This is a genomic window from Streptomyces sp. NPDC045955, from assembly GCF_056430805.1.
On the sequence record NZ_JBWKKY010000011.1, the window covers coordinates 122,404 to 142,598 of the forward strand.

At 72.2% G+C, this 20,195-nt stretch carries 23 protein-coding genes and 1 pseudogene; 4 read left to right on the forward strand and 20 right to left on the reverse strand.

What is annotated here, in order from left to right:
- Window positions 1-57: 57 nt before the first annotated feature.
- Window positions 58-879 carry a class I SAM-dependent methyltransferase gene (locus AC07F0_RS23540; RefSeq protein ID WP_478981861.1) on the forward strand — a complete coding sequence of 274 codons (822 nt, stop codon included), beginning with the start codon at window positions 58-60 and terminating at the stop codon, window positions 877-879.
- 42 nt (window positions 880-921) lie between these two features.
- Entirely contained in the window at window positions 922-1,092 is a 171-nt protein-coding gene (locus tag AC07F0_RS23545; RefSeq protein ID WP_020270859.1) for a hypothetical protein, read from the forward strand.
- A 1-nt stretch (window position 1,093) separates the two neighbouring features.
- Here the strand turns inward: AC07F0_RS23545 and AC07F0_RS23550 are convergent, their stop codons facing one another.
- The 13 genes from AC07F0_RS23550 to AC07F0_RS23610 form a co-directional block, all read right to left on the reverse strand.
- Window positions 1,094-1,414, reverse strand: a complete 321-nt coding sequence (locus tag AC07F0_RS23550; RefSeq protein ID WP_356925355.1) for a gas vesicle protein K — start codon at window positions 1,412-1,414, stop codon at window positions 1,094-1,096.
- On the reverse strand, window positions 1,411-1,599 hold the full coding sequence (locus tag AC07F0_RS23555; protein ID WP_003994122.1) for a gas vesicle protein: 189 nt from the start codon (window positions 1,597-1,599) through the stop codon (window positions 1,411-1,413). The genes AC07F0_RS23550 and AC07F0_RS23555 overlap by 4 nt, the downstream gene beginning before the upstream one ends.
- Before the next feature lie 16 nt (window positions 1,600-1,615).
- A complete protein-coding gene (locus AC07F0_RS23560; RefSeq protein ID WP_478981591.1) occupies window positions 1,616-2,371 on the reverse strand; it encodes a GvpL/GvpF family gas vesicle protein in 756 nt (251 codons plus the stop codon).
- Window positions 2,368-2,706 carry a gas vesicle protein gene (locus tag AC07F0_RS23565; RefSeq protein ID WP_397622955.1) on the reverse strand — a complete coding sequence of 113 codons (339 nt, stop codon included), beginning with the start codon at window positions 2,704-2,706 and terminating at the stop codon, window positions 2,368-2,370. Before AC07F0_RS23565 ends, AC07F0_RS23560 begins: the two co-directional genes overlap by 4 nt.
- Window positions 2,703-3,818 carry an SRPBCC family protein gene (locus AC07F0_RS23570; protein WP_478981593.1) on the reverse strand — a complete coding sequence of 372 codons (1,116 nt, stop codon included), beginning with the start codon at window positions 3,816-3,818 and terminating at the stop codon, window positions 2,703-2,705. Before AC07F0_RS23570 ends, AC07F0_RS23565 begins: the two co-directional genes overlap by 4 nt.
- On the reverse strand, window positions 3,818-4,414 hold the full coding sequence (locus tag AC07F0_RS23575) for a DNA primase (RefSeq protein ID WP_478981595.1): 597 nt from the start codon (window positions 4,412-4,414) through the stop codon (window positions 3,818-3,820). Before AC07F0_RS23575 ends, AC07F0_RS23570 begins: the two co-directional genes overlap by 1 nt.
- Window positions 4,411-4,674, reverse strand: a complete 264-nt coding sequence (locus AC07F0_RS23580) for a gas vesicle protein GvpG (protein ID WP_436726209.1) — start codon at window positions 4,672-4,674, stop codon at window positions 4,411-4,413. The genes AC07F0_RS23575 and AC07F0_RS23580 overlap by 4 nt, the downstream gene beginning before the upstream one ends.
- A 4-nt stretch (window positions 4,675-4,678) precedes the next feature.
- Window positions 4,679-5,452, reverse strand: a complete 774-nt coding sequence (locus AC07F0_RS23585) for a GvpL/GvpF family gas vesicle protein (RefSeq protein WP_478981597.1) — start codon at window positions 5,450-5,452, stop codon at window positions 4,679-4,681.
- On the reverse strand, window positions 5,449-5,883 hold the full coding sequence (locus AC07F0_RS23590) for a gas vesicle structural protein GvpA (protein ID WP_114256334.1): 435 nt from the start codon (window positions 5,881-5,883) through the stop codon (window positions 5,449-5,451). The genes AC07F0_RS23585 and AC07F0_RS23590 overlap by 4 nt, the downstream gene beginning before the upstream one ends.
- A gap of 46 nt (window positions 5,884-5,929) precedes the next feature.
- Window positions 5,930-6,316: a gas vesicle protein GvpO gene (locus AC07F0_RS23595; protein WP_478981598.1), complete on the reverse strand. Its 387-nt coding sequence runs from the start codon at window positions 6,314-6,316 to the stop codon at window positions 5,930-5,932.
- Between the two features lie 92 nt (window positions 6,317-6,408).
- Window positions 6,409-7,338 carry a non-homologous end-joining DNA ligase gene (gene ligD, locus AC07F0_RS23600; protein WP_478981600.1) on the reverse strand — a complete coding sequence of 310 codons (930 nt, stop codon included), beginning with the start codon at window positions 7,336-7,338 and terminating at the stop codon, window positions 6,409-6,411.
- On the reverse strand, window positions 7,335-9,182 hold the full coding sequence (locus tag AC07F0_RS23605) for a transketolase (RefSeq protein ID WP_478981602.1): 1,848 nt from the start codon (window positions 9,180-9,182) through the stop codon (window positions 7,335-7,337). Before AC07F0_RS23605 ends, ligD begins: the two co-directional genes overlap by 4 nt.
- On the reverse strand, window positions 9,179-11,086 hold the full coding sequence (locus tag AC07F0_RS23610; RefSeq protein ID WP_478981604.1) for an NAD(P)/FAD-dependent oxidoreductase: 1,908 nt from the start codon (window positions 11,084-11,086) through the stop codon (window positions 9,179-9,181). The genes AC07F0_RS23605 and AC07F0_RS23610 overlap by 4 nt, the downstream gene beginning before the upstream one ends.
- Before the next feature lie 172 nt (window positions 11,087-11,258).
- Here AC07F0_RS23610 and AC07F0_RS23615 point away from each other — a divergent pair, with 172 nt between their 5' ends.
- Window positions 11,259-12,221: an LLM class F420-dependent oxidoreductase gene (locus tag AC07F0_RS23615; RefSeq protein WP_478981606.1), complete on the forward strand. Its 963-nt coding sequence runs from the start codon at window positions 11,259-11,261 to the stop codon at window positions 12,219-12,221.
- Between the two features lie 192 nt (window positions 12,222-12,413).
- Here the strand turns inward: AC07F0_RS23615 and AC07F0_RS23620 are convergent, their stop codons facing one another.
- Window positions 12,414-13,442 (reverse strand): SDR family oxidoreductase, encoded by a 1,029-nt coding sequence (locus AC07F0_RS23620; protein WP_478981608.1) that lies wholly within the window; start codon window positions 13,440-13,442, stop codon window positions 12,414-12,416.
- A gap of 6 nt (window positions 13,443-13,448) precedes the next feature.
- Window positions 13,449-13,952, reverse strand: a complete 504-nt coding sequence (locus AC07F0_RS23625) for a phage holin family protein (RefSeq protein ID WP_478981610.1) — start codon at window positions 13,950-13,952, stop codon at window positions 13,449-13,451.
- A gap of 48 nt (window positions 13,953-14,000) precedes the next feature.
- Between AC07F0_RS23625 and AC07F0_RS23630 the strand changes: the two genes are divergently transcribed.
- Window positions 14,001-14,348 (forward strand): VOC family protein, encoded by a 348-nt coding sequence (locus AC07F0_RS23630; protein WP_478981611.1) that lies wholly within the window; start codon window positions 14,001-14,003, stop codon window positions 14,346-14,348.
- A gap of 17 nt (window positions 14,349-14,365) precedes the next feature.
- Here the strand turns inward: AC07F0_RS23630 and AC07F0_RS23635 are convergent, their stop codons facing one another.
- The 5 genes and pseudogenes from AC07F0_RS23635 to AC07F0_RS23655 all read right to left on the reverse strand — a co-directional run bounded on the left by AC07F0_RS23635 (window position 14,366) and on the right by AC07F0_RS23655 (window position 20,191).
- Window positions 14,366-14,926 carry a GNAT family N-acetyltransferase gene (locus tag AC07F0_RS23635; protein WP_478981613.1) on the reverse strand — a complete coding sequence of 187 codons (561 nt, stop codon included), beginning with the start codon at window positions 14,924-14,926 and terminating at the stop codon, window positions 14,366-14,368.
- Between the two features lie 173 nt (window positions 14,927-15,099).
- Window positions 15,100-16,032 (reverse strand): annotated as a pseudogene (locus AC07F0_RS23640) (S66 peptidase family protein).
- Complete coding sequence (locus AC07F0_RS23645) at window positions 16,029-18,035, reverse strand: prolyl oligopeptidase family serine peptidase (RefSeq protein WP_478981615.1); 2,007 nt, start codon at window positions 18,033-18,035, stop codon at window positions 16,029-16,031. Before AC07F0_RS23645 ends, AC07F0_RS23640 begins: the two are co-directional and overlap by 4 nt.
- A gap of 16 nt (window positions 18,036-18,051) precedes the next feature.
- A complete protein-coding gene (locus tag AC07F0_RS23650; protein ID WP_478981617.1) occupies window positions 18,052-19,365 on the reverse strand; it encodes a M20/M25/M40 family metallo-hydrolase in 1,314 nt (437 codons plus the stop codon).
- Window positions 19,358-20,191, reverse strand: a complete 834-nt coding sequence (locus tag AC07F0_RS23655) for a M55 family metallopeptidase (protein WP_478981618.1) — start codon at window positions 20,189-20,191, stop codon at window positions 19,358-19,360. Before AC07F0_RS23655 ends, AC07F0_RS23650 begins: the two co-directional genes overlap by 8 nt.
- Between the last annotated feature and the right edge of the window lie 4 nt (window positions 20,192-20,195).

The window sequence follows — 20,195 nt, forward strand, 5'->3', positions numbered from 1 at the left end:
GGCCACACTGCGTACCGTGATCCCATGCCGACCCGACACGAAGGGGTGGGATCCGCCATGCCGGAACCACGGGAGACCGCCGTCTACACGCACGGGCACCACGAGTCGGTGCTCCGTTCGCACACCTGGCGGACCGCCGCCAACTCGGCCGCGTATCTGCTGCCGTCGCTCCGCCCCCACATGAAGATCCTGGACGTCGGGTGCGGGCCGGGCACCATCACCGCCGACCTGGCCGGGCTCGTGCCCGACGGGCATGTCACCGGCGTCGACCGGGAGCCGGAGATCCTGGAGCGGGCGCGCGCCACGGCTGCCGGACGGGGGCTCGCCAACGTCGACTTCGCGGTCGCGGACGTGCACGCCCTGGACTACCCGGACGCCACGTTCTGCGTGGTGCACGCCCACCAGGTGCTCCAGCACGTGGGGGATCCGGTGGGGGCCCTGCGCGAGATGAGGCGCGTGCTCAAGCCCGGGGGCCTGGTCGCCGTGCGGGACGCCGACTACGAGGCCATGACCTGGTTTCCGGCGTCCGAGGGGCTCGACGACTGGCTGGACCTGTACCGCCGGGTCGCCCGGGCCAACGGCGGCGAGCCGGACGCCGGGCGCCGGCTGAAGGCGTGGGCGCTGCGAGCCGGGTTCACGGACGTCACGGCGACCTCCAGCACCTGGACGTTCGCCGCGCGGGAGGAGCGGGCCTGGTGGAGCGGGCTGTGGGCCGACCGGACCTTGGCGTCGGCGTACGCGGACCGGGCCCGGCAGGGCGGGCACGCGAGCGAGGCGGAGCTGCGGGAGGTGGCCGACGCCTGGCGGGAGTGGGGGCAAAGGAAGGACGGCTGGTTCAGCGTCCTGCACGGAGAAATTCTCTGCCGGAAGGACGCCTGAAACGCCGATTCGGGGACACCCTAAAAGCAGGAGGTTCGAATTATGGTTCCCATCCTGTTGGTGCTGCTTCTGGCGTTGGTTCTGTTCGGCGCCGGATTTGCAGTGAAGGTTCTCTGGTGGATCGCGCTCGCGGTTCTCGTTCTGTGGCTGCTTGGATTCTTCGTCCGTGGTACGTCGGCGGCCGGAGGCAGGGGCCGCTGGTACAGGTGGTGAATTAGCCCCCGTCGCGGGGCAGCAGCGGTCCGAGCGGCCCGAGGTCCAGATTGAGGTCCTCGGGCCGCAGTCCGTAGCGGTCGCGCAGTTCCGCCATCCGCTCCTCCAGCAGCATCAGCGTGAGGCCGATCCGCTCCTCCTGGTCCTCGCTCAGGTCCCCCACGTCGAAGCGGCGCAGCGCCTGGCGCTCCATGAGCTGGCGCAGCAACTCCACCACCGTGAGCACGAGTTTGACCAGGTCACGCTCGACCGTGTCGGGTTCCAGGTCCAGCCGGTTGCGGCGCGGCCGCGGGTCCTGCGCGGGCTGGTCGGACGACGTCACAGCAACTCCTCGAACGGGGAGGGCACCTGGGCGTTCACCGAGCTGATGAGCGCGTTGAGGTCGATACGGACGAGGTCGACGTCGGCGATGCGCAGCGTGATGTCCCCCGTGATCACGACGCCGCCGGCGAGCAGCCGGTCGAGCAGGTCCACGAGGGCGACCTCACGGCGTTCCACTACGGTCACGGCTTCTCCCCGTCGGTCATGTTGCCTCCCCGGCGAACGAATAGGCCGCCCAGGGGCCGGTGAGTTCCACGCGCATTCCGGGAAGCTCGCCCTTCGTGCGGTCCACCATTTCCACGAATTCCTCGGAATGCGAACGCGGCACGAGATAGGCGGCGTTCAGCACGTTCCGCCCGGTCGCTTTGGAAAGCGCGGGATTCTGCGGGGGATGCAACCGGGAATCCTCCGCGAATGCGGAAAGCTTTTCGTGCAGTCGGGTCGAAAAGCTTTCCGCCTTCTGCCACATCTCCTCGTGCGACCGGGTCTGCATACGCCGCTGCCGCAGGTAGTCGCGGCCCGACGTGGCTTTCTGCGCGGGCCGGTCGCTCTCCTGCGGTTCGGACTCGGCGTACACCTTCACGCCCCACTCGACCCGGCCCTCCAGCCGGTCGAGGGTGCGCCGGAAGTCCTCTTCGCGGGCCTCCATCATCGTCCGTACGCCGCTGTCGTCCCGGAAGACGGTGCCCAGCCGCAGCGGCAGCGGGGTCGTGACCGTGGTGAGCGCGTCGATCACGCCCTGGTGGGCGCGGGCGGTCTCGGTGAGCCAGTCCAGGTCCTCCAGATGGGCGCGGAGCGGTTCCTCCGCGAAGTCCCGCTCCGGTACGTGGCTGACCACGGCCACGAGGCCGTGGTGGGTGAGCGCTCTGGGCGGATCACCCGCCACGCCCGACAGCTGGGACTGGAGCGGCGTACCGAAGGGGCGGCAGACGGCGTAGACGTACCGCAGTCCGGTCACGGTGCCTCCTTCTTCTGCGCGCGGCCGGGCTCCAGTTCCTCCAGCCGGGCCAGCCTCTCGCGCAACTCGGCGTTCTCACGGGTCAGTTCATCACGGCGGGCCCGCGAGCTCAGTGCCGGGTCGGTCTCCCACCAGTCGATGCCCATCTCCTTCGCCTTGTCCACGGAGGCGACGATCAAACGCAGCTTGATGGTGAGGAGTTCGATGTCGAGCAGGTTGATGCGGATGTCGCCCGCGATGACGATGCCCTTGTCGAGCACCCGCTCCAGGATGTCAGCGAGGTTGGCGCTGCTTCCATGGCCGTAGGGTTCGGGCATCCTGCTGGGCGTTGTCATCGACGGCTCCCGACTTCGGCATCCTCGGCCTCGTCGGCCTCCTCGTCCTCGTCTTCCTCGTACTCCCCTTCAGCCTCTTCCTCGGGCTCCTCCTCGCCTTCGGCCTCTTCGTCGTCGGCCTCGGCCTCGGCTTCGTCCTCGTACTCGCCCTCGGGCTCCTCCTCGGACTCCTCTTCCTCATCCTCGGCGTACTCGTCCTCGGGTTCCTCGTCCTCGGGGCGCTCCTCCTCGGACTCCTCCTCGGCGAGCGCGTCCTCGTGGCTGCGGACGACCTCGCCGTCGCGGATCTCGCCGCGCCAGCCGTCCTCCGCCTCGCCCTTGATCGTGATGAAGCGGACGAAGTTCTTCAGGTCGAGCCGGGCTCGACGGCCCTGGGCGCGCCAGATGTTGCCGGTCTTCTCGAAGAGGCCGGACGGGTAGTACTCGATGACCAGCAGCACGCGCGTGAGGTCGTCGGTGAGCCGGTGGAAGGAGACGACGCCCTTCGTGGTGCCCTTGGCGCCCTCGGAGGTCCACGCAATGCGGTTGTCCGGCACCTGCTCGGTCGTGTGCGCCTTCCAGCTGCGGTTGGACCACCAGACCTTCAACTGCCAGTCGGAGTGGGTGTCGTCATCGCGCCGCGCGCTCTTGACGCCCTTCGCGAAGGTGCTGAAGTCCTGGTACTGCGTCCACTGGTCGTAGGCGGTGCGCAGGGGCACACCGATGTCGATGTGCTCGATGATGACGGTCGGCTTGTTGCCGGAACGGCCCTTGCCCTTCCCCTTGCCGCCGCCCAGGCTCTTGAAGGCGCCTGTGACCTTGTCCTTGATGCTCGACCCGCCGGTCTCCAGGGCGGCGCGCAGCGGGCCCTTGCCCTCGGCGAGCTTGCGGCCGCCGGTGAGGGCGAGCTTGGCGAAGCCGGGGCTGTTGCCCTCGGCGATGTCGTTCAGCTTGCCGGTGGTCTCGCCGAGCTTGCGGCCCACGCCGGTCAGCACGCGCGTGGCCTGGGCGGCGAGATACTCCTGCAGTTCGGCCTTCAGCCGGTCGGCGGCCTCGCTGTGGGCCAGGTCGGTGAGCGGGTTCTTCGTCGCTCCGTTCGCGGCGGAGCTCGCTGATCCGAGGGTGTCGGTCATCACTCGCCGCCTCCCTTCGGCAGCCGGGCCCGGGCGCTGCCGCCCCTGTTCCCAACCGTGGTCTTCTTCGCCGCCGCCTTCTTGCCTGCGGTCTTCTTGGCGGGTGCCTTCTTCGCCGGGGCCTTGCCCGCCGTCTTCTTCGCGGGTGCCTTCTTGGCGGGGGCCTTCTTCGCCGCCTCCTTCGGGGCCGGCTCCGGCTCCTCGTCGTCCTCCGGACCGGAGTCCTCGGCCTCTTCGGCCTCGGGCTCCTCGTCCTCGGCGTCGCCCGCGCCGGGAACCACGCCCGACAGCTGGTCGCGGACCTGCGCCGTACGGCCGTGCAGCCGGTCGGCGACGGCGTCGAGCTGCCGCTCGACCATCGCGCCGGAGGCCGCCTTGCCGACACCGCGCAGGTCCTGCCGCAGCTGGTCCCCGATCTCCTTGAACTGCGGGTTGTTCCGCAGCTGCTGCTGGACCAGGTCCGCGACCATGCGCGGGCTCAGATTCAGCTTCTTCCCGGCCACCAGGCCGCCGACGGCCATCGCCATCTTCAGTTTCTTGGTCCGTCCCAGGAGGTATCCGGCCCCTATGGCGAGACCCAGTCCCATTCGGTTCATGGTGTCGTCCCGTTGCCTGTTCCCGCGCTTCTGCGCGAAGCGATCTCCAACCGGTCGAGGAGGTCGTCCTCAAGGCGGTCGAACTCCTCCTCCGTGACCTCTCCGGCCTCCAACTGCTCCTCAAGACGGCCCAGTTCGGCCCGGATCGTGGCGGGGTCGTAGTAGATCCGCTCGGCCTCCTGGACTACCTGTCTGATGGCCCAGGCGCTGCCGCGCACCGGGGCGAACGGCAGCAGCAGCACCTCCGAGATCAGACCCATGGCGTCACCCCACTCCGGTGTCCGAACCGCTCGCCACGGTGTCCGCCGGCTCGGTCGGGCCGGGCTCGACGAAGCTGTACGGCGGCAGCGGTCCGTTGATCCGCACCTCCAGGTGCGGCATGTCCTTGCGCACCTGCTCGACCGCGGCCAGGAAGGACTCGGCCGACTCCCGGTCCACCAGGAACGACACGTTGGCCAGCCAGCCGGTGGACTCCGGGCCCAGGCTCACGTCGTCGGCGGCCGGCTCCAGGGCGCGCTGCAGCGCGGCACCATCCTCGGCCTCCTTGCCCTTGACCGCGGCCGCGACCATCTCGCCGAGCCTGATCTTGTCGTCGTAACTGCCGCCGCCCGCCTGGCGGTTGGCCTCGGCGAGACCGCGGATGTCCGGGTTCTCGGCCATCACCTGGTGCAGTACGGCCTCTTCGACGTGGTTGGCCTTGACGTTGTACTCGACCCGGCCGTCGAGGGCCCGCAGGCGCTCCTTGTAGTGCTCGGCACGCTCGGCGAGGACCGAGGTGATCGAGTTGTCGTCCGGGGCGACGCTGCCGAACCGCATGGGCAGCACGCAGCCGGCCGCGCCCGCCTCGCTGAGCACGTTCTGGTGGGCGAGCAGGTCCTTGCGCTTGGGCCGCAGCCCTTCGGGCGCCTCGCTGACGACGGCCGCCAGGTCGCCCTCGCGCAGGATGCGCACCGGGCGCGGTGGATCGCCGACGCCGCCCATGCCCTCGGGGAGCCCGGGGTGCGAGCTCGCCGCGATGCCGTAGACGTAGGTGCTCACTCCTGCTCCTCCTTCCGGCGGGCGGACGTGCTCTTGCGGGCCCGCGGACGCGACTCGGTCTCACGCTCGGAGCCTTCGGAACGCGCCTGCTTGAAGGCGTCGGAGATGGTTTCGGCGGCGCCGGACAGCGCCCCCTTGGACTTGCCGCGCGCGCCGGACTCGGTCATCTCCCCGACCAGGTCGGGAAGGCCCGGGTCCTTGCGCGGCCCGGCCTCCAGGTCGAGCCGGTTGCACGCCTCGGCGAAGCGCAGGTAGGTGTCGACGCTGGCGACGACGACGCGAACGTCGATCTTGAGGATCTCGATGCCGACCAGGGAGACTCGGACGAATGCGTCGATGACGAGCCCCCTGTCCAGAACAAGTTCGAGCACGTCGTAGAGACCGCTGCTGCCGCCTCCGCCGCCGGTCTGCTGTGCCGGTACGACTGTCATGCCGGATGTCCCTCCTTGTCTGTGGGTGCGGGTCCGGTCGGGCGGCCTAGTGACCGCCGGTCCTTCGCGGGTCGGACCGCCCCCGCTCGTAGCGGCGGACGCGGCGATACCCCGTGAGCTGCCCCTGGGTGTCGAGCTCCACCTGGTAGCTCGCCATCAGGCTCATCGTGTCGGGCACGCGCTCGAGTTCGAGGACCTCGACCTCCAGCGCCCAGCCCTGCTCGGTCTGCTCGAAGGACGACACGGACTCGGCGGTCATGCCGGTGAGCTCCGCGAGCTGGCCGCGCGCCTGACGCAGCACCTCCATGGGGCTCGGCCGGCCGTCGGCCGCGTTGTCAGTCGGTTTGCGGGAATTCTGAGAGCTCTGGGAGCCCTGGGAGTTCTGAGAGTTCCGTGAACTCTGTGACTCTTGCGTGTTTCTTGTGTTCGACATGGCCACCTCCCCCTCCGTGTGGCCGCAAGCGTGTTCGCCAAACCTCTACAGATGCATGCATCTGCCACCCGCCTGGGGGCGGCGGGTGTGATTCAGCCGCTCAGCGCGGTCAGTCGACGCCTGGCCGGTCCCAGCGCCCGGCCGCGGCTCAGCAGGCCCGACCAGGGGTTGGTGCGAGCCTGCTCCACGGCGTCGGCGATGGTCCAGCGGCGGGCGTGCAGCTCCGGGTCGTCCAGCAGGTCCCAGGTGATCGGGGTGGCCACGGGCGCGCCCGGCCGGGGCCTGACGGTGAACGGCGCGACGGCGGTCTGCGCGTAGGCGTTGCGCTGCACGTCGAGGTAGAGCCGCTCACCGCGGTCCTTCTTGCGAGCGGCGGTGGTCAGCCGGTCGGGGTGGGCACCGGCGAGGGTTCCGGCGACGTCGTGGGCGAAGGAACGCACCTCGTCGAAATCGTGCCGCCCGTTCAACGGCACGATCACGTGCAGCCCGCGTGAGCCGGTGGTCATCAGCGCCGAGGGCAGCTCCAGCTCGTCCAGCAGCTCCCCCAGCAGCCGGGCGGCCTCGCGCACGGCGTCGAAGTCGTCCCCCGCCGGGTCGAGGTCGAAGACCAGCCGGTCGGGGTGGTCGACGCTGTCGGCGCGGGACAGCCAGCGGTGCAGGGTGATGCTGGCCTGGTCGACGAGGTAGAGGAGCGTGGCGGTGTCGTCGCAGACGACGTGGCGGACGGTGCCGCCCTCCTTGGTCACCTCGACGCGGGTGATCCACTCCGGGTAGTGGTCCGGGGTGTTCTTCTGCATGAACGTGGGCCCGTCGAGCCCGTCCGGGTGCCGCTCCAGCATCAGCGGACGGCCGCGCAGGTGGGGCAGCATGAAGGGCGCGACGGCCCGGTGGTAGTCCACCAGATCGCCCTTGGTGTACTCCTTGGCGTCCCCGCCGCCGGGGAAGAGCACCTTGTCCGGCCGGTGGACCTCCACGGTGCGGCGACCGGCCCGCACCCTGCGCGTGCCGTCGCCGCCGCTCACGGCACGACCGCCTCCTCCACCAGCAGTCGCCCGGCCGCCGCGATCGACTCGGCGTCGATGCCCGCGGCGTGCAGCTGCTCGTCCGGGGAGGCCGAGCCGGGCATGCTCCGCACGGCGAGCCGGACCAGGCGCGGTACGGGGCGTCCGTCGGCGAAGGCCTCCAGGACCGCGTCGCCGATACCGCCCTCAGGGTGGTGGTCCTCCACGGTCACCAGGCAGCCGGTCTCCTCGGCGGCCCTGCGCAGGGCGGCCCGGTCGACCGGCTTCACCGAGTACAGGTCGATCACCCGCGCGTGGATGCCCTCCCGCTCCAGGGCGTCGGCGGCGGCCAGTGCCTCGTGCAGGGTGACGCCCGCCGCCACGAGGGTCAGCCGGTCGCTGCCGGAGGAGCGCAGCACCTTGCTCCCGCCGACCGGGAAGTCCTCGTCCGGGCCATAGATCACCGGGCTCTCGCCGCGCGAGGTGCGCAGGTAGCGGACGCCGTCCAGACCGGCCATCGCGCCGACGAGCCGCGCGGTCTGGTTGGCGTCGCAGGGGTACAGCACGGTCGAGCCGTGCACCGCCCGCAGCATCGCCAGGTCCTCCAGGCCCATCTGGCTGGGTCCGTCCTGGCCGATGGCGACGCCCGCGTGCGAGCCGACGAGGTTGATGCCGGAGCCGCTGACGGACGCCATCCGGATGAAGTCGTACGCCCTGGTCAGGAACGCCGCGAAGGTGGCGGCGTAGGGCACCCAGCCGCGGGCCGCGAGTCCGACGGCCGAGGCGACCAGCTGCTGCTCGGCGATGTAGCACTCGAAGTAGCGGTCGGGGTGCTCCTTGGCGAAGAACTCGGCGCGGGTGGAGTCACCGACCTCGCCGTCCAGGGCGACGATGTCGCCGCGGCCGGTGCCGAGGGCGGCGAGCGCCTCGCCGAAGGCGTTGCGGGTGGCGACCTCCTCGCCCTTGTCCCACTTCGGGAGTTCGAAGTTCCCGGTGTGGACGGAGTGCAGCATGCGGGCGGCGGGCGGCTCCTGCACCTGGACGCGGATGTCGCGCGGGCCGCCGAGTTCGGCGATCGCCTCGTCGGCTTCGGGGAGCGGTTTGCCGTGCAGGCCCTCGCGGTCCTGGACCCCTTCGACGCCCTTGCCCTTGAGGGTGCGGGCGAGGATCGCGGTGGGCTGGCCCTTGGTGGACAGGGCCTCGCCGTAGGCGCGGTCGATCGCGTCCACGTCGTGCCCGTCGACCTCGATGGTGTGCCAGTCGAAGGCCTGGAAGCGGCGGGCGTAGGCGTCCAGGTCGTGGCCGTGCCGGGTCGGGCCGCGCTGGCCGAGCCGGTTGACGTCGACGATGACGGTGAGGTTGTCGAGGTGCTCGTACCCGGCGTGCTCGGCGGCCTCCCACACGGATCCCTCGGCCAGTTCGCTGTCGCCGCACAGCACCCAGGTGCGGTAGCCGGTGCGGTCGAGCCGCTTGCCGGCCAGCGCGATGCCGACCCCGACCGGCAGGCCCTGCCCGAGCGAGCCGGTGGCCGTCTCTACCCACGGCAGGCGCTGCGGCGTGGGGTGCCCTTCCAGGCGGCTGCCCAGCTTGCGGAAGGTGAGCAGCTCCTCGTCGTCGATGGCGCCGGCCGCCTTGTACGCGGAGTACAGCAGCGGGGAGGCGTGGCCCTTGGAGAGGACGAAGCGGTCGTTGCCGGGGTGGGCCGGGCGGTCGAAGTCGTAGCGGAAGTGATGCGCGAGCAGGACGGCCAGCAGGTCGGCCGCGGACATGGAGGAGGTCGGGTGCCCGGAGCCCGCGGCGGCGGCAGCGCGGACACTGTCCACGCGCAGCTGCTGTCCGAGGTCGGTGAGTTCACCGGTGTTCATGAGTCTCCTTTCGCGGAGTCGTCCGGGACGTCGGATCGCTTGACGGGACCGGGGGCCGTGTCGGGGCCCGGGGGTGGCTGGTCGGCCGGGGGCTGCGGGGTGGACCCGGGCTGATTCCTGGCGGGCTCACCGCCGGGCTGGTTCCTGGACGGTTCACCGCCGGGCTGGTTCCTGGCCGGTTCACCGCCGGGCTGATTCCTGGCAGGCTCCCTACCGGACTGTCCCTCTGCGGACTCGTCCCCGGGCTGGTTCCTGGCCGGCTCCCCACCGGAGCGCCCCTTCGCGGGCTCACCACCCAGATGCCCCTTGGCGGACCCGTCCCCGACCGGTCCCTTGGCGGGCTCGTCGGTCGGCCAGTGCCTGGTCGGTCCGCCGCCGGGGCGGCCCTTGGCCAGCTCCTCTTCCGACCGGCGCTGTGCGGTCCCGGATCCGGGCGGGTGCTGGTTCCGCGTCGCCCCGGATCCGGGCTGCCCCTTCGCGGGCTCTTCTCCGGCCCGGCCCTGCGAGGATCCGGCGCCGGTCCCCCCGTCGTGCGCGTCCGCCGCGATCGCCGCCCCCGGCCCCGACCGGGCGCTCGCCTCCTGCCGCCGCTCCGGCCCGCCCGGCACCCGGGCCAGCTCCGGCGAGGACGTGTCCAGCGGCACGGACCAGGACCGGACGAGTCCCAACTGCACGGCCTGGCGCGGCAGTACCGCGTCCAGCAGCCAGTCGGCGGCGACCCGGACGCGGTTGCCGGGCATCGCGGCGAGGTGGTAGCCCCGCGTCACCGCACCCGCCGGCACCCCGGACAGGGGCACGCCGAGCGGATTGGCGGCGGCCTTCGCACCGCCCAGGTCGACGACGAAACCCAGGTCGCGATGGCGGTAGGGCTTGCGCGCGCCGCCGAGGCCGAGCGAGGCGGCGACGTTCTCCGCCGCGACCTTGCCGTGCCGCCAGGCGTGCTGCGCGGTCATCGGCGTGTAGCTCCCCGGCTTCTCCAGATCCGGCACCGCGGCCACGTCACCGCAGGCGAACAGCTCGGGCCGGCCCGGCACCTGCAGGTGCGGGTCGACGAGCAGCCGCCCCTTCTCCATCGGCAGCCCGAGGGACTCGACCAGCGGGTCGGGCCGTACGCCCACGCACCACACCAGCGTCCGGGTCTCGACGAACTCGCCGTCGGTCAGCACGACCCCGTCGGGCGTGGCCTCCTTCACGGAGGTGCCCATCCGCACGTCCACGCCCCGCTGCCGCAGCACCCGGTCGGCGGTGGCGGACAGCTTCTCGTCCATCTCGGGCAGCACCCGAGGCGCCACGTCCAGCAGCATCCAGCGCGGCCGCATGCCCTGCCGCAGCGGGTGCTTGCGGACCTGCGCGTCGGTGAACATCTGCCCGTGCGCGGCGACCTCCGTGCCGGTGTATCCGGCGCCGACCACGACGAAGGTGCACCGGGCGGCACACGCCTTGGGATCGTCGGCGGCGGCCGCCAGCTCCACCTGCCGGGTCACGTGGTCGCGCAGGTACAGCGCCTCCGGCAGCCCCCGGAAGCCGTGCGCGTACTCGGCGACACCCGGGATCGGCAGCAGCTTGTTGACACTGCCGGCGGCGAGCACCAGCCGGTCGTAGGCGAGCGTGCCCTCATCGCCCTCGGGCCCGGTGTAGTGCAGGGTCCGTCCGTCGAGATCGATCCGGTCGGCCTCGCCCAGCACCAGCCGTACGTTCGGCAGCGTGTCCGAGAGGGAGACCGTGACCCGGCGCGGCTCCAGGACACCGGCCGCGACCTGGGGCAGCAGGGGCAGATACAGGAAGTAGTCAGTGGGGTTCAGCAGGGTGATGTGCGCCCGGCCCCGGGTCTCCCGGGACAGGGTTCGGGCCGTGCGGTACCCGGCGAAACCGGCACCGACGATCACGATGCGGGGTCGACTCACGGTTCGCTCGCCTCCGGCGCTGTCGCGTAGCTCGGGAGCCTTCCGCGTCCCCCTGGCCAGGGCACCCAAACGTCCGCCGGGGCCCTCTCGGCCGAACGCCGCCGGTTTCCGGACCCGCGCCCGGGTACCCGGTGCGGGATACGGACCGCCGATGTCGCGGAGGCACTCCCCCATGACCGAGTACGGCTACTTCCTGTCGTGCGAGCAGTACGGCCCCGCCGAGCTGATCGAGCAGGCGCGGATGGCCGAACAGGCCGGATTCCAGGCGCTGTGGATCTCGGACCACTACCACCCGTGGAACGACGCACAGGGCCAGAGCCCGTTCGTGTGGTCGGTGATCGGCGCGCTGTCCGAGGCGGTGTCCCTGCCGGTGGAGACGGCGGTGACCTGCCCGACCGTGCGGATGCACCCGGCGGTGGTGGCGCAGGCCGCGGCGACCAGCGCGGTGATGACGGAGAACCGCTTCCGGCTGGGTGTCGGCTCCGGCGAGGCGCTCAACGAGCACATCCTGGGTGACCACTGGCCGCCGGCCCACGTCCGTCTGGACATGCTGGAGGAGGCCATCCAGGTGATGCGCCGGCTGTTCACCGGCGAGGAGGTCAATCACCACGGCCCGCACTACACGGTGGAGAACGCCCGCCTCTACACGGTCCCGGACGAGCCGATCCCGATCGACATCTCCGGCTTCGGCCCGGCGGCCACCCAGCTCGCGTCCCGCGTCGGCGACGGCTACATCACCATCCAGCCGGACGAGACGATGGTCGAGCAGTACCGCAAGGGCGGAGGCGGCGGAAAACTCGTCAGCGGTGGCACCAAGGTCTGCTACGGCACCGACAAGGACGAGGCCGTGACGACCGTCCACCGGCTCTGGGCGAACGAGCAGCTGCCCGGCGAGCTGGGCCAGGTGCTGCCCTCCCCGAAGCACTTCGAGCAGGCGCAGCAGCTGGTCACCGAGGACATGGTGCGGAAGAACCGGGTGTGCGGCGACGACGTGGACGAGCACGTGGCCGAGCTGAAGCAGTTCGCGGACGCGGGCTTCGACCGGGTCTACGTCAACCAGATCGGCCCGGACCTGCGCGGTTTCTTCGACTTCTACCGCACGAAGGTGCTGCCGCAGCTCCAGCAGGCCGTCTGAGAGGCCGGGCGATCCGATGGAACTCCACCGTCCCGCCGTGTCCGTGTGCACGGACACGGCGGACGCTCCACGGGCTCACGCTGCGGACGCAAGAGGTGGCGGAGTACCGGGTCGCTCAGGGGGCGGGGGGACGAACAGACCAGCCAGACTAGCCAGGGGGGCGAACAGGTGTGCCTACCGGAGCAGGTGCGCCTATCGGCGGGCCTGCCCGGCCAGTTTGCGTGCGGCCAGGGCGCCCGCCGCCCCCACGGTCAGGGCCGCGCCCATCCGCCGCCGGTTCCGTGAGACCCACTGCTGCGGGCTGGCGTGGACGGCCTCGTCGTCGAACCGCCCGTGCGCGCCGAAGTCGCGGCCCTGCCGCCCGTCGGCCGGGGCCCACAGGTTGGCCGGCTCGTCGTGCCGGTCCCCCTCCTGCTGGGACGCGAAGCCCGTGCGCGCCAGATAACGCTCCAGCAGCCCGGGGGCGACGGCGTTGGCGAGGAGCGTGGCGGCCGTGGAGGCGCCCACCCAGTACTCCCGGCGCCCCGCGTGGGAGGCCGCGTACACGATCGCCCGGGCCGCGACCTCCGGTTGGTACACGGGTGCGACCGGCCGGGCCCGGCCCCGCATGCGGTTCAGCACCCAGTCGAACTGGGGCGTGTTGAGGCCCGGCAGCTGCACCATCGTCGTACGCACCCCACTGCGGGTGTGCAGCAGTTCGCAGCGCAGGGACTCGTTGAAGCCCTGGATCGCGTGCTTGGCCCCGCAGTAGGCCGACTGGAGCGGGATGCCCCGGTAGGCGAGTGCGGAGCCGACCTGCACGATCGTGCCGCGGTCGCGCGGCAGCATGTGGCGCAGGGCCGCCCGGGTGCCGAAGACATAGCCCAGGTAGGTCACTTCGGTCACGCGGCGGAACTCGTCGGGGTCGATCTCCGTGAACGGAGCGAAGACGCCGGTGAAGGCGTTGTTCACCCAGACGTCGATGGGTCCGAACGTGTCGACGACCTGCTGGGCGGCGTCGTCGACGGCCTCGGCGTCGGAGACGTCCGCGCTGATGACGAGGGCCTCGCCCCCGGCGCGCCGCACGTCGTCGGCCGCGGCCGAGAGCCCTTCACTTCCGCGGGCCAGCAGGGCGACCCGGTCGCCCCCGGCGGCGAAGGCCCGGGCCGTGGCCCGTCCCACGCCGCCGCTGGCCCCGGTCACCACGACGACGCGGCCGCGCGGTGTTTCTGTCGTGCTCACTTTGGATCACGCCCCACGGGGAGGAACGTCGGGTTCGTCGGTCGGCCGCGGGGGCACGACGCCAGGGGCGGGCCCGTCGGCCGCTCCGGCGACCGGTCCTGCCGCGGGCGGGGCCGGCGGCACGGGCGGCACACCACCGGGCACTCCGGTCCCCGGTGCGGTGGTGCTCTCGTGTCCCGGCGTCATGCCGGCCGCCTGCGCGGGGCCCGGCGGGGAGGCGGACGGGCGGGCCATGCCGCGCAGCACGTACGCCAGGGCGCCCAGGATCACGGCGGTGATCAGCGCGGCGGCCCAGTCGGGCAGGCCGAGGGCGAGGGCCAGTCCCACGGCGAGCGCGAGGGCCGCGCCCGCGTACAGGGCGAGGGCGCCGGACGCGGCGTACAGCGCGGCCCTGCGGCGCTGCTTGCGCGTCTGCTCGCGCAGTTCGTCCCGGACGGTCTCGCGCGCCACCTGTGCCAGCTCGTCGACCAGATGCTTGTCCAGATGCTCCAGGTGATCCAGCGGCTTCATACCCGGCCGGGTACCCTCGCCCCCTTGCGCGTAACTAGGCTCGTCCCCATGGAGATTCTGGGTGCCACACTGCGCGTTTGCGTCGACGACCTCGAGACCGCGATTCCCTTCTACGAGCGGCTGGCGGGCGGCAGAGCCCAGCGCTTCGAACGGGGCGGTGTCCAGGTGGCGGCGATCGGCTGCTTCCTGCTGATGAGCGGCCCCCCGGCCGAACTGGAGGTGCTGCGCAAGGTGGCCGCCACGATCGCCGTGACGGACGTCGAGGAGACGTACAAGGTGCTGACCGAGCTCGGCGCCCACATCATCGCGGGGCCCATCGCCTCACCGGCGGGCCGCAACCTGATCGCCCTGCATCCGGACGGGTCGGTCTACGAGTACGTGGACCGCCAGGCGTGATCCCGGCCGGGGCCGGCTCAGCGCCGCCCCGGCTCCTCGATCATCTCAGCGGTGATCGCCCAGCGCTCGTGGTCGCGCCAGGCTCCGTCGACGAAGAGCATGTTCGGCGAGAAGCCCTCCAGGCGGAATCCGCAGCCGCGGGCCAGGGCGATCGACGGGGCGTTGCGGGGCTGGACGTTGATCTCCAGCCGGTGCAGCCGCATCGGGCCGAACGCGTACCGCACCACGAGGTCCAGCCCTTCGCGCATCAACCCCCGCCCGGCGGCGTGCGCGAAGGCGCCGTAGCCCAGCGTCCCGGACTGGAAGCCGCCCTCGACGATGTTGTTGATGTTGATGAACCCGGCGATGGACCCGTCGGCCTTCTCGCAGACCAGGAAGCCTGCCTTGGACGGGTCCTCGATCAGCCGGGCCGCGTACGCGGTGTACGCGGGTGCGCTGTCGGGCGGGAAGAGCCACGGCTGGTGCAGGTCCTTGCTCTCCCGAGCGCGGGCGGTGAACTCGGCCCCGTCCTCGTAGGTGAAGTGGCGTATGCCCACCCGGGGGCCTTCGGCGAGGTAGCGGGATGCGTTGTGCGGCACCCCGCCACAGTAACCGCGCAGGCGGTGACTTTTCAGAACCCGGCGACCTCCGGACCCGGCGACCGGCAGCCGGAGCACGCCGGACTCGCGCGGTCCGCCGACCACGGCCACCCCCTGCGCCACGGGGGCGGCCGGAGCGGCGCCCGGAGCGAGAGATTTCAGTAGCGGCCCACTCAGCCCAGGGCCGGCGCGTCGAACGTCACCGTGCCCGCGCCGGCGTCCAGTTCGGCCGGGACGCCGAGTGGCATCGTCAGCGCGCCCTCGCCGTGCCCGAACCCGAACTCCTCCACGACAGGGACACCGAGGCCACCGAGCCGGTCGGCGAGCACCGCGCGCAGCTCCTCGTACGGGCCGCACGCCGCCCAGGAGCCGAGCACGATCCCGGCGACCCCGTCCAGCCAGCCGGTGCGCAGGAGTTGGGTCAGATACCGGTCGACGCGGTACGGGCTCTCGCCCACGTCCTCGATCAGCAGCAGCCCGCCCCGGGCACCCGCGAGGGCGTGCGGGGTGCCGAGGTCGCTCGCGAGCAGGCTGAGGCAGCCGCCCAGGGTGACGCCACGGGCCCGCCCTGGCACCAGCGCGGTGCCGCCCGGGGGCACGGCGGTGACCGTCTGCACGGACTCGGGGTCGAAGAGGGTCGCGCGCAGATGTTCCTGCGCCCGGGCGTCCTTGAGGAAGTCGACACCGGCCGCCGCCGGGCCGTACAGGGTGGCCAGTCCCAGGCGGGTGGCGAACGCCTGGTGCAGGACGGTGATGTCGCTGAACCCGGCGAACACCTTAGGGCCCGCCGACCGCATCGCCTCCCAGTCGAGCAGGTCCACCATGCGCTGCGCCCCCTACCCGCCCCGGGCGCACAGCACCGCGGCGACGGCCGGGTCGCACCAGGCGTTCTGGAGGTCGGCGGCCCGCTGGGCGTCCGTGCCGGCCAGGTAGCCGAACTCCCGGTGGCGGCCGAGAACATGGGGTGCCACCACGGGGTCGAGGTCCCAGCCGCGCAGGACGTCGAGCCCGGCCTGGAGCCGCTCCTCGGGCACGGGCCCGCTGGGCGCGACGACGGCCACGCGGGCGCCGGGGGCGAGTCGGGGCGGTCGCAGCAGAGGTCTCACTTTGTGAGCTCCAGGGTCGGGACGCCGGGCGGGTTCAGTCCGAACACCTGGGCATACAGGGAGAGTTCGGCCTCCAGGGCGCGCACCATGGTCTCCGCCCGGCGGAACCCGTGTCCCTCCCCCTCGAAGGCGAGGTAGGCGTGCGGTACCGGCCGGTCCCCCAGCCGGGCCAGGAACCGTTCGCACTGGACGGGCGGGCAGATCACGTCGTCCAGGCCCTGGAGCAGCAGGAACGGCACGTGGAGGCGGTCGGCGTGGGTGGCGGGCGAGCGCTCCGTGTAGCGCGCGGGTACATCGGCGAGCGGCCCGATCAGGCTCTCCAGGTAGTGCGACTCGAAGTCGTGGGTCTCGCCCGTGCCCCAGCCCGTGAGGTCGAGGATGGGGTACTTGATCGTGCCGCAGGCGTAGACGTCGGTCGTGGTGAGCGAGGCGGCCGCGGTCCAGCCGCCCGCGCTGCCGCCCCGTACGGCGAGCCGGTCGCGGTCGGCGGTGCCCTCGTCGGCGAGGGCCAGGGCGACGGCGGCGCAGTCCTCGACGTCGACCACGCCCCACTGCTCGCGCAGCCGTTCGCGGTACGCGCGGCCGTATCCGGTGGAGCCGCCGTAGTCGACCTCGGCGACGCCGATGCCGCGCGAGGTGAAGTAGGCGATCTCCAGGTCGAGCACGAGCGGCGCGCGTCCGGTGGGCCCGCCGTGCGCCCAGACGACGTACGGCGGCAGCTCGTCGGCGGGGGCGACGCAGCCGGGGTGGTGCGGCGGGTAGACGTGGGCGTGGATGTCACGTCCGTCGGGGCCGGTGAAGGTGCGGATCCGGGGCTCGGGGTAGTACGCGGGGTCCACGGCGTCGTCGTGCCCGGCGCCGATGACGCGCGCGTGGCCGGTGCCGGCGTCCAGCTCGACGACCTCGTAGGCGCTGCGCGGGCTGGCGCCGACGGCGACGACCCTCTCGCCATATGCCGCGAGCGTGGCGGCGAACTCGGTCCAGGGCCCGGCCGCGTCGACGACCTCACCGGTCTCGGGGTCCAGGATGCCGAGGGCGGTGGTGCCCCGGCCGTGGACGACGGCGATCAGGCCGCTGCCGAGCGGCGTGAACCATCGCATGCCCGGTTTCCACAGCGCCCCGGCGAACTCCTCCTCGCGAGGGCACAGGGGCTCCCCGTCGCGGTAGAGGTTCCACCAGCCGCTGCGGTCGCTCGCGTACAGCAGGCGGCCGTCATGGGTGAAGTCGGCCTGCGCGATGGACTCGCCGGGCCCGCCCGCCACGGTCCGGGCGCCGTGCAGGGTGCCGTCGGGGCCGACGTCGGCGAGGAGCAGTTCGGTGCCGTCCCACGGCATGCGCGGATGGTCCCAGGCGAGCCAGGCCGCCCGCCGCCCGTCGGGCGACAGCCGCGCTCCGGTCACGAACCGGTGCCGGCCGTCGGTGAGTTCGCGTACGGCGTTCCGGTCCCGGGCGGCGGAGCCGTCCAGCGGTACGGCGGCCAGGACACGGCGCACATCGGCGGGCCCAGGGCCGGTGAACTCCTCCAGCACGCACCACACCTCGCCCCGCTCGGGCCGCAGTCGCGGCTCCGCCCAGCGCAGGCCCGCGCCCACGTCGGACACGGGCGTGAGCGGACGAGGCTCGCCGCCCGGCTCGTACCGGTACAGCCGCTGGTCGGCGAAGTGCACGAAGACCACCAGCGGGCCGTTCTCCTGCGGGAGGGCGGCCCAGGGATGTCCGCCGTACTCGATGACCCGGCTGCGCACGTTCCACGGCGCGGGCAGCACCGACTCCTCCGTGCCGCCCTCCCGTCGCCCGCCACCACCCCTCCAACGAGGCGCTTCGCGCCCCACCTCCTGATTGTGCCGCCGCACCAGGACGCGCCTGCCCGCCTCTGCGGGGCGCGGCTCGGTCCACCACACCTCGTCGCCGACGAACCCCACGTACTCCGGATGCCCGTCGTGCGCGGCGGCCAGCGCCGCGTCGATGGGCGAGGGCCACGCCCCGTACGGCAGTGTCCGCACCGTCTTCCCCACTCCCCTAGGCCGTCCGCAGGAACCGGTCGAGCACGCGGACACCGAAGTGCAGCGCCTCAACGGGGACCCGCTCGTCGACGCCGTGGAACATGGCGTTGTAGTCGTAGCCCTCCGGCAGCTTCAGCGGTGTGAAGCCGTAGCCGGTGATGCCGAGGCGGGAGAACTGCTTGGCGTCCGTGCCGCCGGACATGCAGTAGGGCACCACGTGTCCTTCCGGGGCGAACTCCTCGACGGCGCCCCGCATCCGGGCGAACGTCGCCGAGTCCACCGGCGCTTGGAGGGCCACCTCGTGGTGGTGGAACTCCCACTCCACGTCCGGCCCGGTGAGCCGGTCGAGGGTGTCGCGGAACTCGTCCTCACCGCCGGGCAGATACCGGCCGTCCACGTGGGCCACGGCCTCCCCGGGAATCACGTTGATCTTGTAACCGGCGTCCAGCATGGTCGGGTTGGCGCTGTTGCGGACGGTCGACTCGACGAGCCGGGCGGCCGGTCCGAGCTTGTCGAGCAGCCGGTCCACGTCGGTCAGGTCGGCCTCGATGCCGTACAGCGCGGCGAGTTCGGTGAGCGCGGCGCGCACCGTCGGGGTCAGCCGCAGGGGCCACTCGTGCTCGCCGATCCGGGTGATCGCGGCCGCGAGCCGGGTGACCGCGTTGTCCTTGTTCACCTTGGAGCCGTGCCCGGCCCGGCCGCGCGCGGTGAGCTTCAGCCAGGCGGTGCCCCGCTCACCGGCCGAGACGGGGTAGATCTGCCGTCCCGCGCCGTCGTGGAAGGTGAAGGCGCCCGACTCGCTGACGCCCTCGGTGCAGCCCTCGAACAGCGCGGCGTGCCGGTCGGCGAGGAACCCGGAGCCGTCCTCGGCACTGGCCTCCTCGTCAGCGGTGAACGCGATGACGATGTCCCGCCGGGGACGGACGCCCTGGCGCGCCCAGGCGCGGACCACGGCCAGGATCATCGCGTCCATGTTCTTCATGTCGACGGCGCCGCGCCCCCAGACGACCCCGTCGCGGATCTCCCCGGAGAACGGGTGCACGCTCCAGTCGGCGGCCGCGGCGGGTACGACGTCCAGATGGCCGTGGAGCAGCAGCGCGTCGGCCGAGGGGTCGGTGCCCTCGATGCGGGCGACGACGTTGGTGCGGCCCTTGGTGCGCTCCAGGAGCGTCGGCTCGATGCCGGCCTCGGCGAGCCGCGCGGCGGCGTACTCGGCGGCGGGCCGTTCCCGGCAGTCGCCCCCGCCCCGGTTGGTGGTGTCGATCCGGATCAGGTCGGACGTGAACGTCACGACCTCGTCCAGCGCCTGCCCGTCCGGCTGCTCAGCCATACTGCTCCTCCACCGCGGCCGAGACGATCGTGGTGACCGCCTTGAAGGCGCGGATGCCCTCGTACATGGTCTCGCTCGTGTAGGCCACCTTCCGCTCCCCGATCCGGTCCACACCCGGCACGACGGTGGCGGCCATGGCCAGGTGCTCGGCGTCGAACTCGACGGCGACGGTGAACGGGCCGCCTTGGACCGGTTCGTGACGCACCGCCAGCGAGGCCGCCTCCTTGGCCGCCGCCCGGATGTCGGCCGCGGTCCTGGCGGGCGTGCGGCACACGGCGGCGTACCGCGAGACGTGGTCCTTCACGGCGACCTTCAGCGCCTCGGGCGCGTACCCGAGGGCGTCCTCGCAGGCGACGTCGTCCCCGGTGACCAGCACGACCGGCACCCCGAACTCGGCGACGACACGGGCGTTGAGCAGCCCCTCGCTGGCGGGTACGTCGTTCAGCCACACGCCGGTGATCTGGTTCGCGAGGTAGGTGTGCGCGAGGACGCCCTCCATGCCGGCGCCCGCGTGGTAGCCGACGAACGCGATGCCGTCCACGTCGCCGTGCTGCACGCCCTCCACCATGGACAGCGCCTTGTGCCGGCCGGTGAGCAGCTGGGCCCGTTCGTCGAGGTGCTCCAGCAGCAGATTGCGCATGGTCGAGTGCGCCTCGTTGATGACGACCTCGTCGGCTCCGCCGTCGTAGAAGCCGAGCACGGCGGCGTTGACGTCGGAGGTGAAGAGCGAGCGGCAGCGTTCCCACTGCGAGGCCCCTGGCAGCACGTCGTCGGGCCAGGTGACGCCGGTGGCGCCCTCCATGTCGGCGCTGATGAGGATTCTCATGACG

Excerpts from the sequence above, each read along its gene's own strand:
- AC07F0_RS23540 (WP_478981861.1), top strand. The coding sequence starts at position 58 with ATGCCGGAACCACGGGAGACCGCCGTCTACACGCACGGGCACCACGAG.
- AC07F0_RS23545 (WP_020270859.1), top strand. The coding sequence starts at position 922 with ATGGTTCCCATCCTGTTGGTGCTGCTTCTGGCGTTGGTTCTGTTCGGC.
- AC07F0_RS23565 (WP_397622955.1), bottom strand. The coding sequence starts at position 2,706 with ATGACAACGCCCAGCAGGATGCCCGAACCCTACGGCCATGGAAGCAGC.
- AC07F0_RS23570 (WP_478981593.1), bottom strand. The coding sequence starts at position 3,818 with ATGACCGACACCCTCGGATCAGCGAGCTCCGCCGCGAACGGAGCGACG.
- AC07F0_RS23575 (WP_478981595.1), bottom strand. The coding sequence starts at position 4,414 with ATGAACCGAATGGGACTGGGTCTCGCCATAGGGGCCGGATACCTCCTG.
- AC07F0_RS23580 (WP_436726209.1), bottom strand. The coding sequence starts at position 4,674 with ATGGGTCTGATCTCGGAGGTGCTGCTGCTGCCGTTCGCCCCGGTGCGC.
- AC07F0_RS23590 (WP_114256334.1), bottom strand. The coding sequence starts at position 5,883 with ATGACAGTCGTACCGGCACAGCAGACCGGCGGCGGAGGCGGCAGCAGC.
- AC07F0_RS23595 (WP_478981598.1), bottom strand. The coding sequence starts at position 6,316 with ATGTCGAACACAAGAAACACGCAAGAGTCACAGAGTTCACGGAACTCT.
- AC07F0_RS23605 (WP_478981602.1), bottom strand. The coding sequence starts at position 9,182 with ATGAACACCGGTGAACTCACCGACCTCGGACAGCAGCTGCGCGTGGAC.
- AC07F0_RS23615 (WP_478981606.1), top strand. The coding sequence starts at position 11,259 with ATGACCGAGTACGGCTACTTCCTGTCGTGCGAGCAGTACGGCCCCGCC.
- AC07F0_RS23625 (WP_478981610.1), bottom strand. The coding sequence starts at position 13,952 with ATGAAGCCGCTGGATCACCTGGAGCATCTGGACAAGCATCTGGTCGAC.
- AC07F0_RS23630 (WP_478981611.1), top strand. The coding sequence starts at position 14,001 with ATGGAGATTCTGGGTGCCACACTGCGCGTTTGCGTCGACGACCTCGAG.
- AC07F0_RS23650 (WP_478981617.1), bottom strand. The coding sequence starts at position 19,365 with ATGGCTGAGCAGCCGGACGGGCAGGCGCTGGACGAGGTCGTGACGTTC.
- AC07F0_RS23655 (WP_478981618.1), bottom strand. The coding sequence starts at position 20,191 with ATGAGAATCCTCATCAGCGCCGACATGGAGGGCGCCACCGGCGTCACC.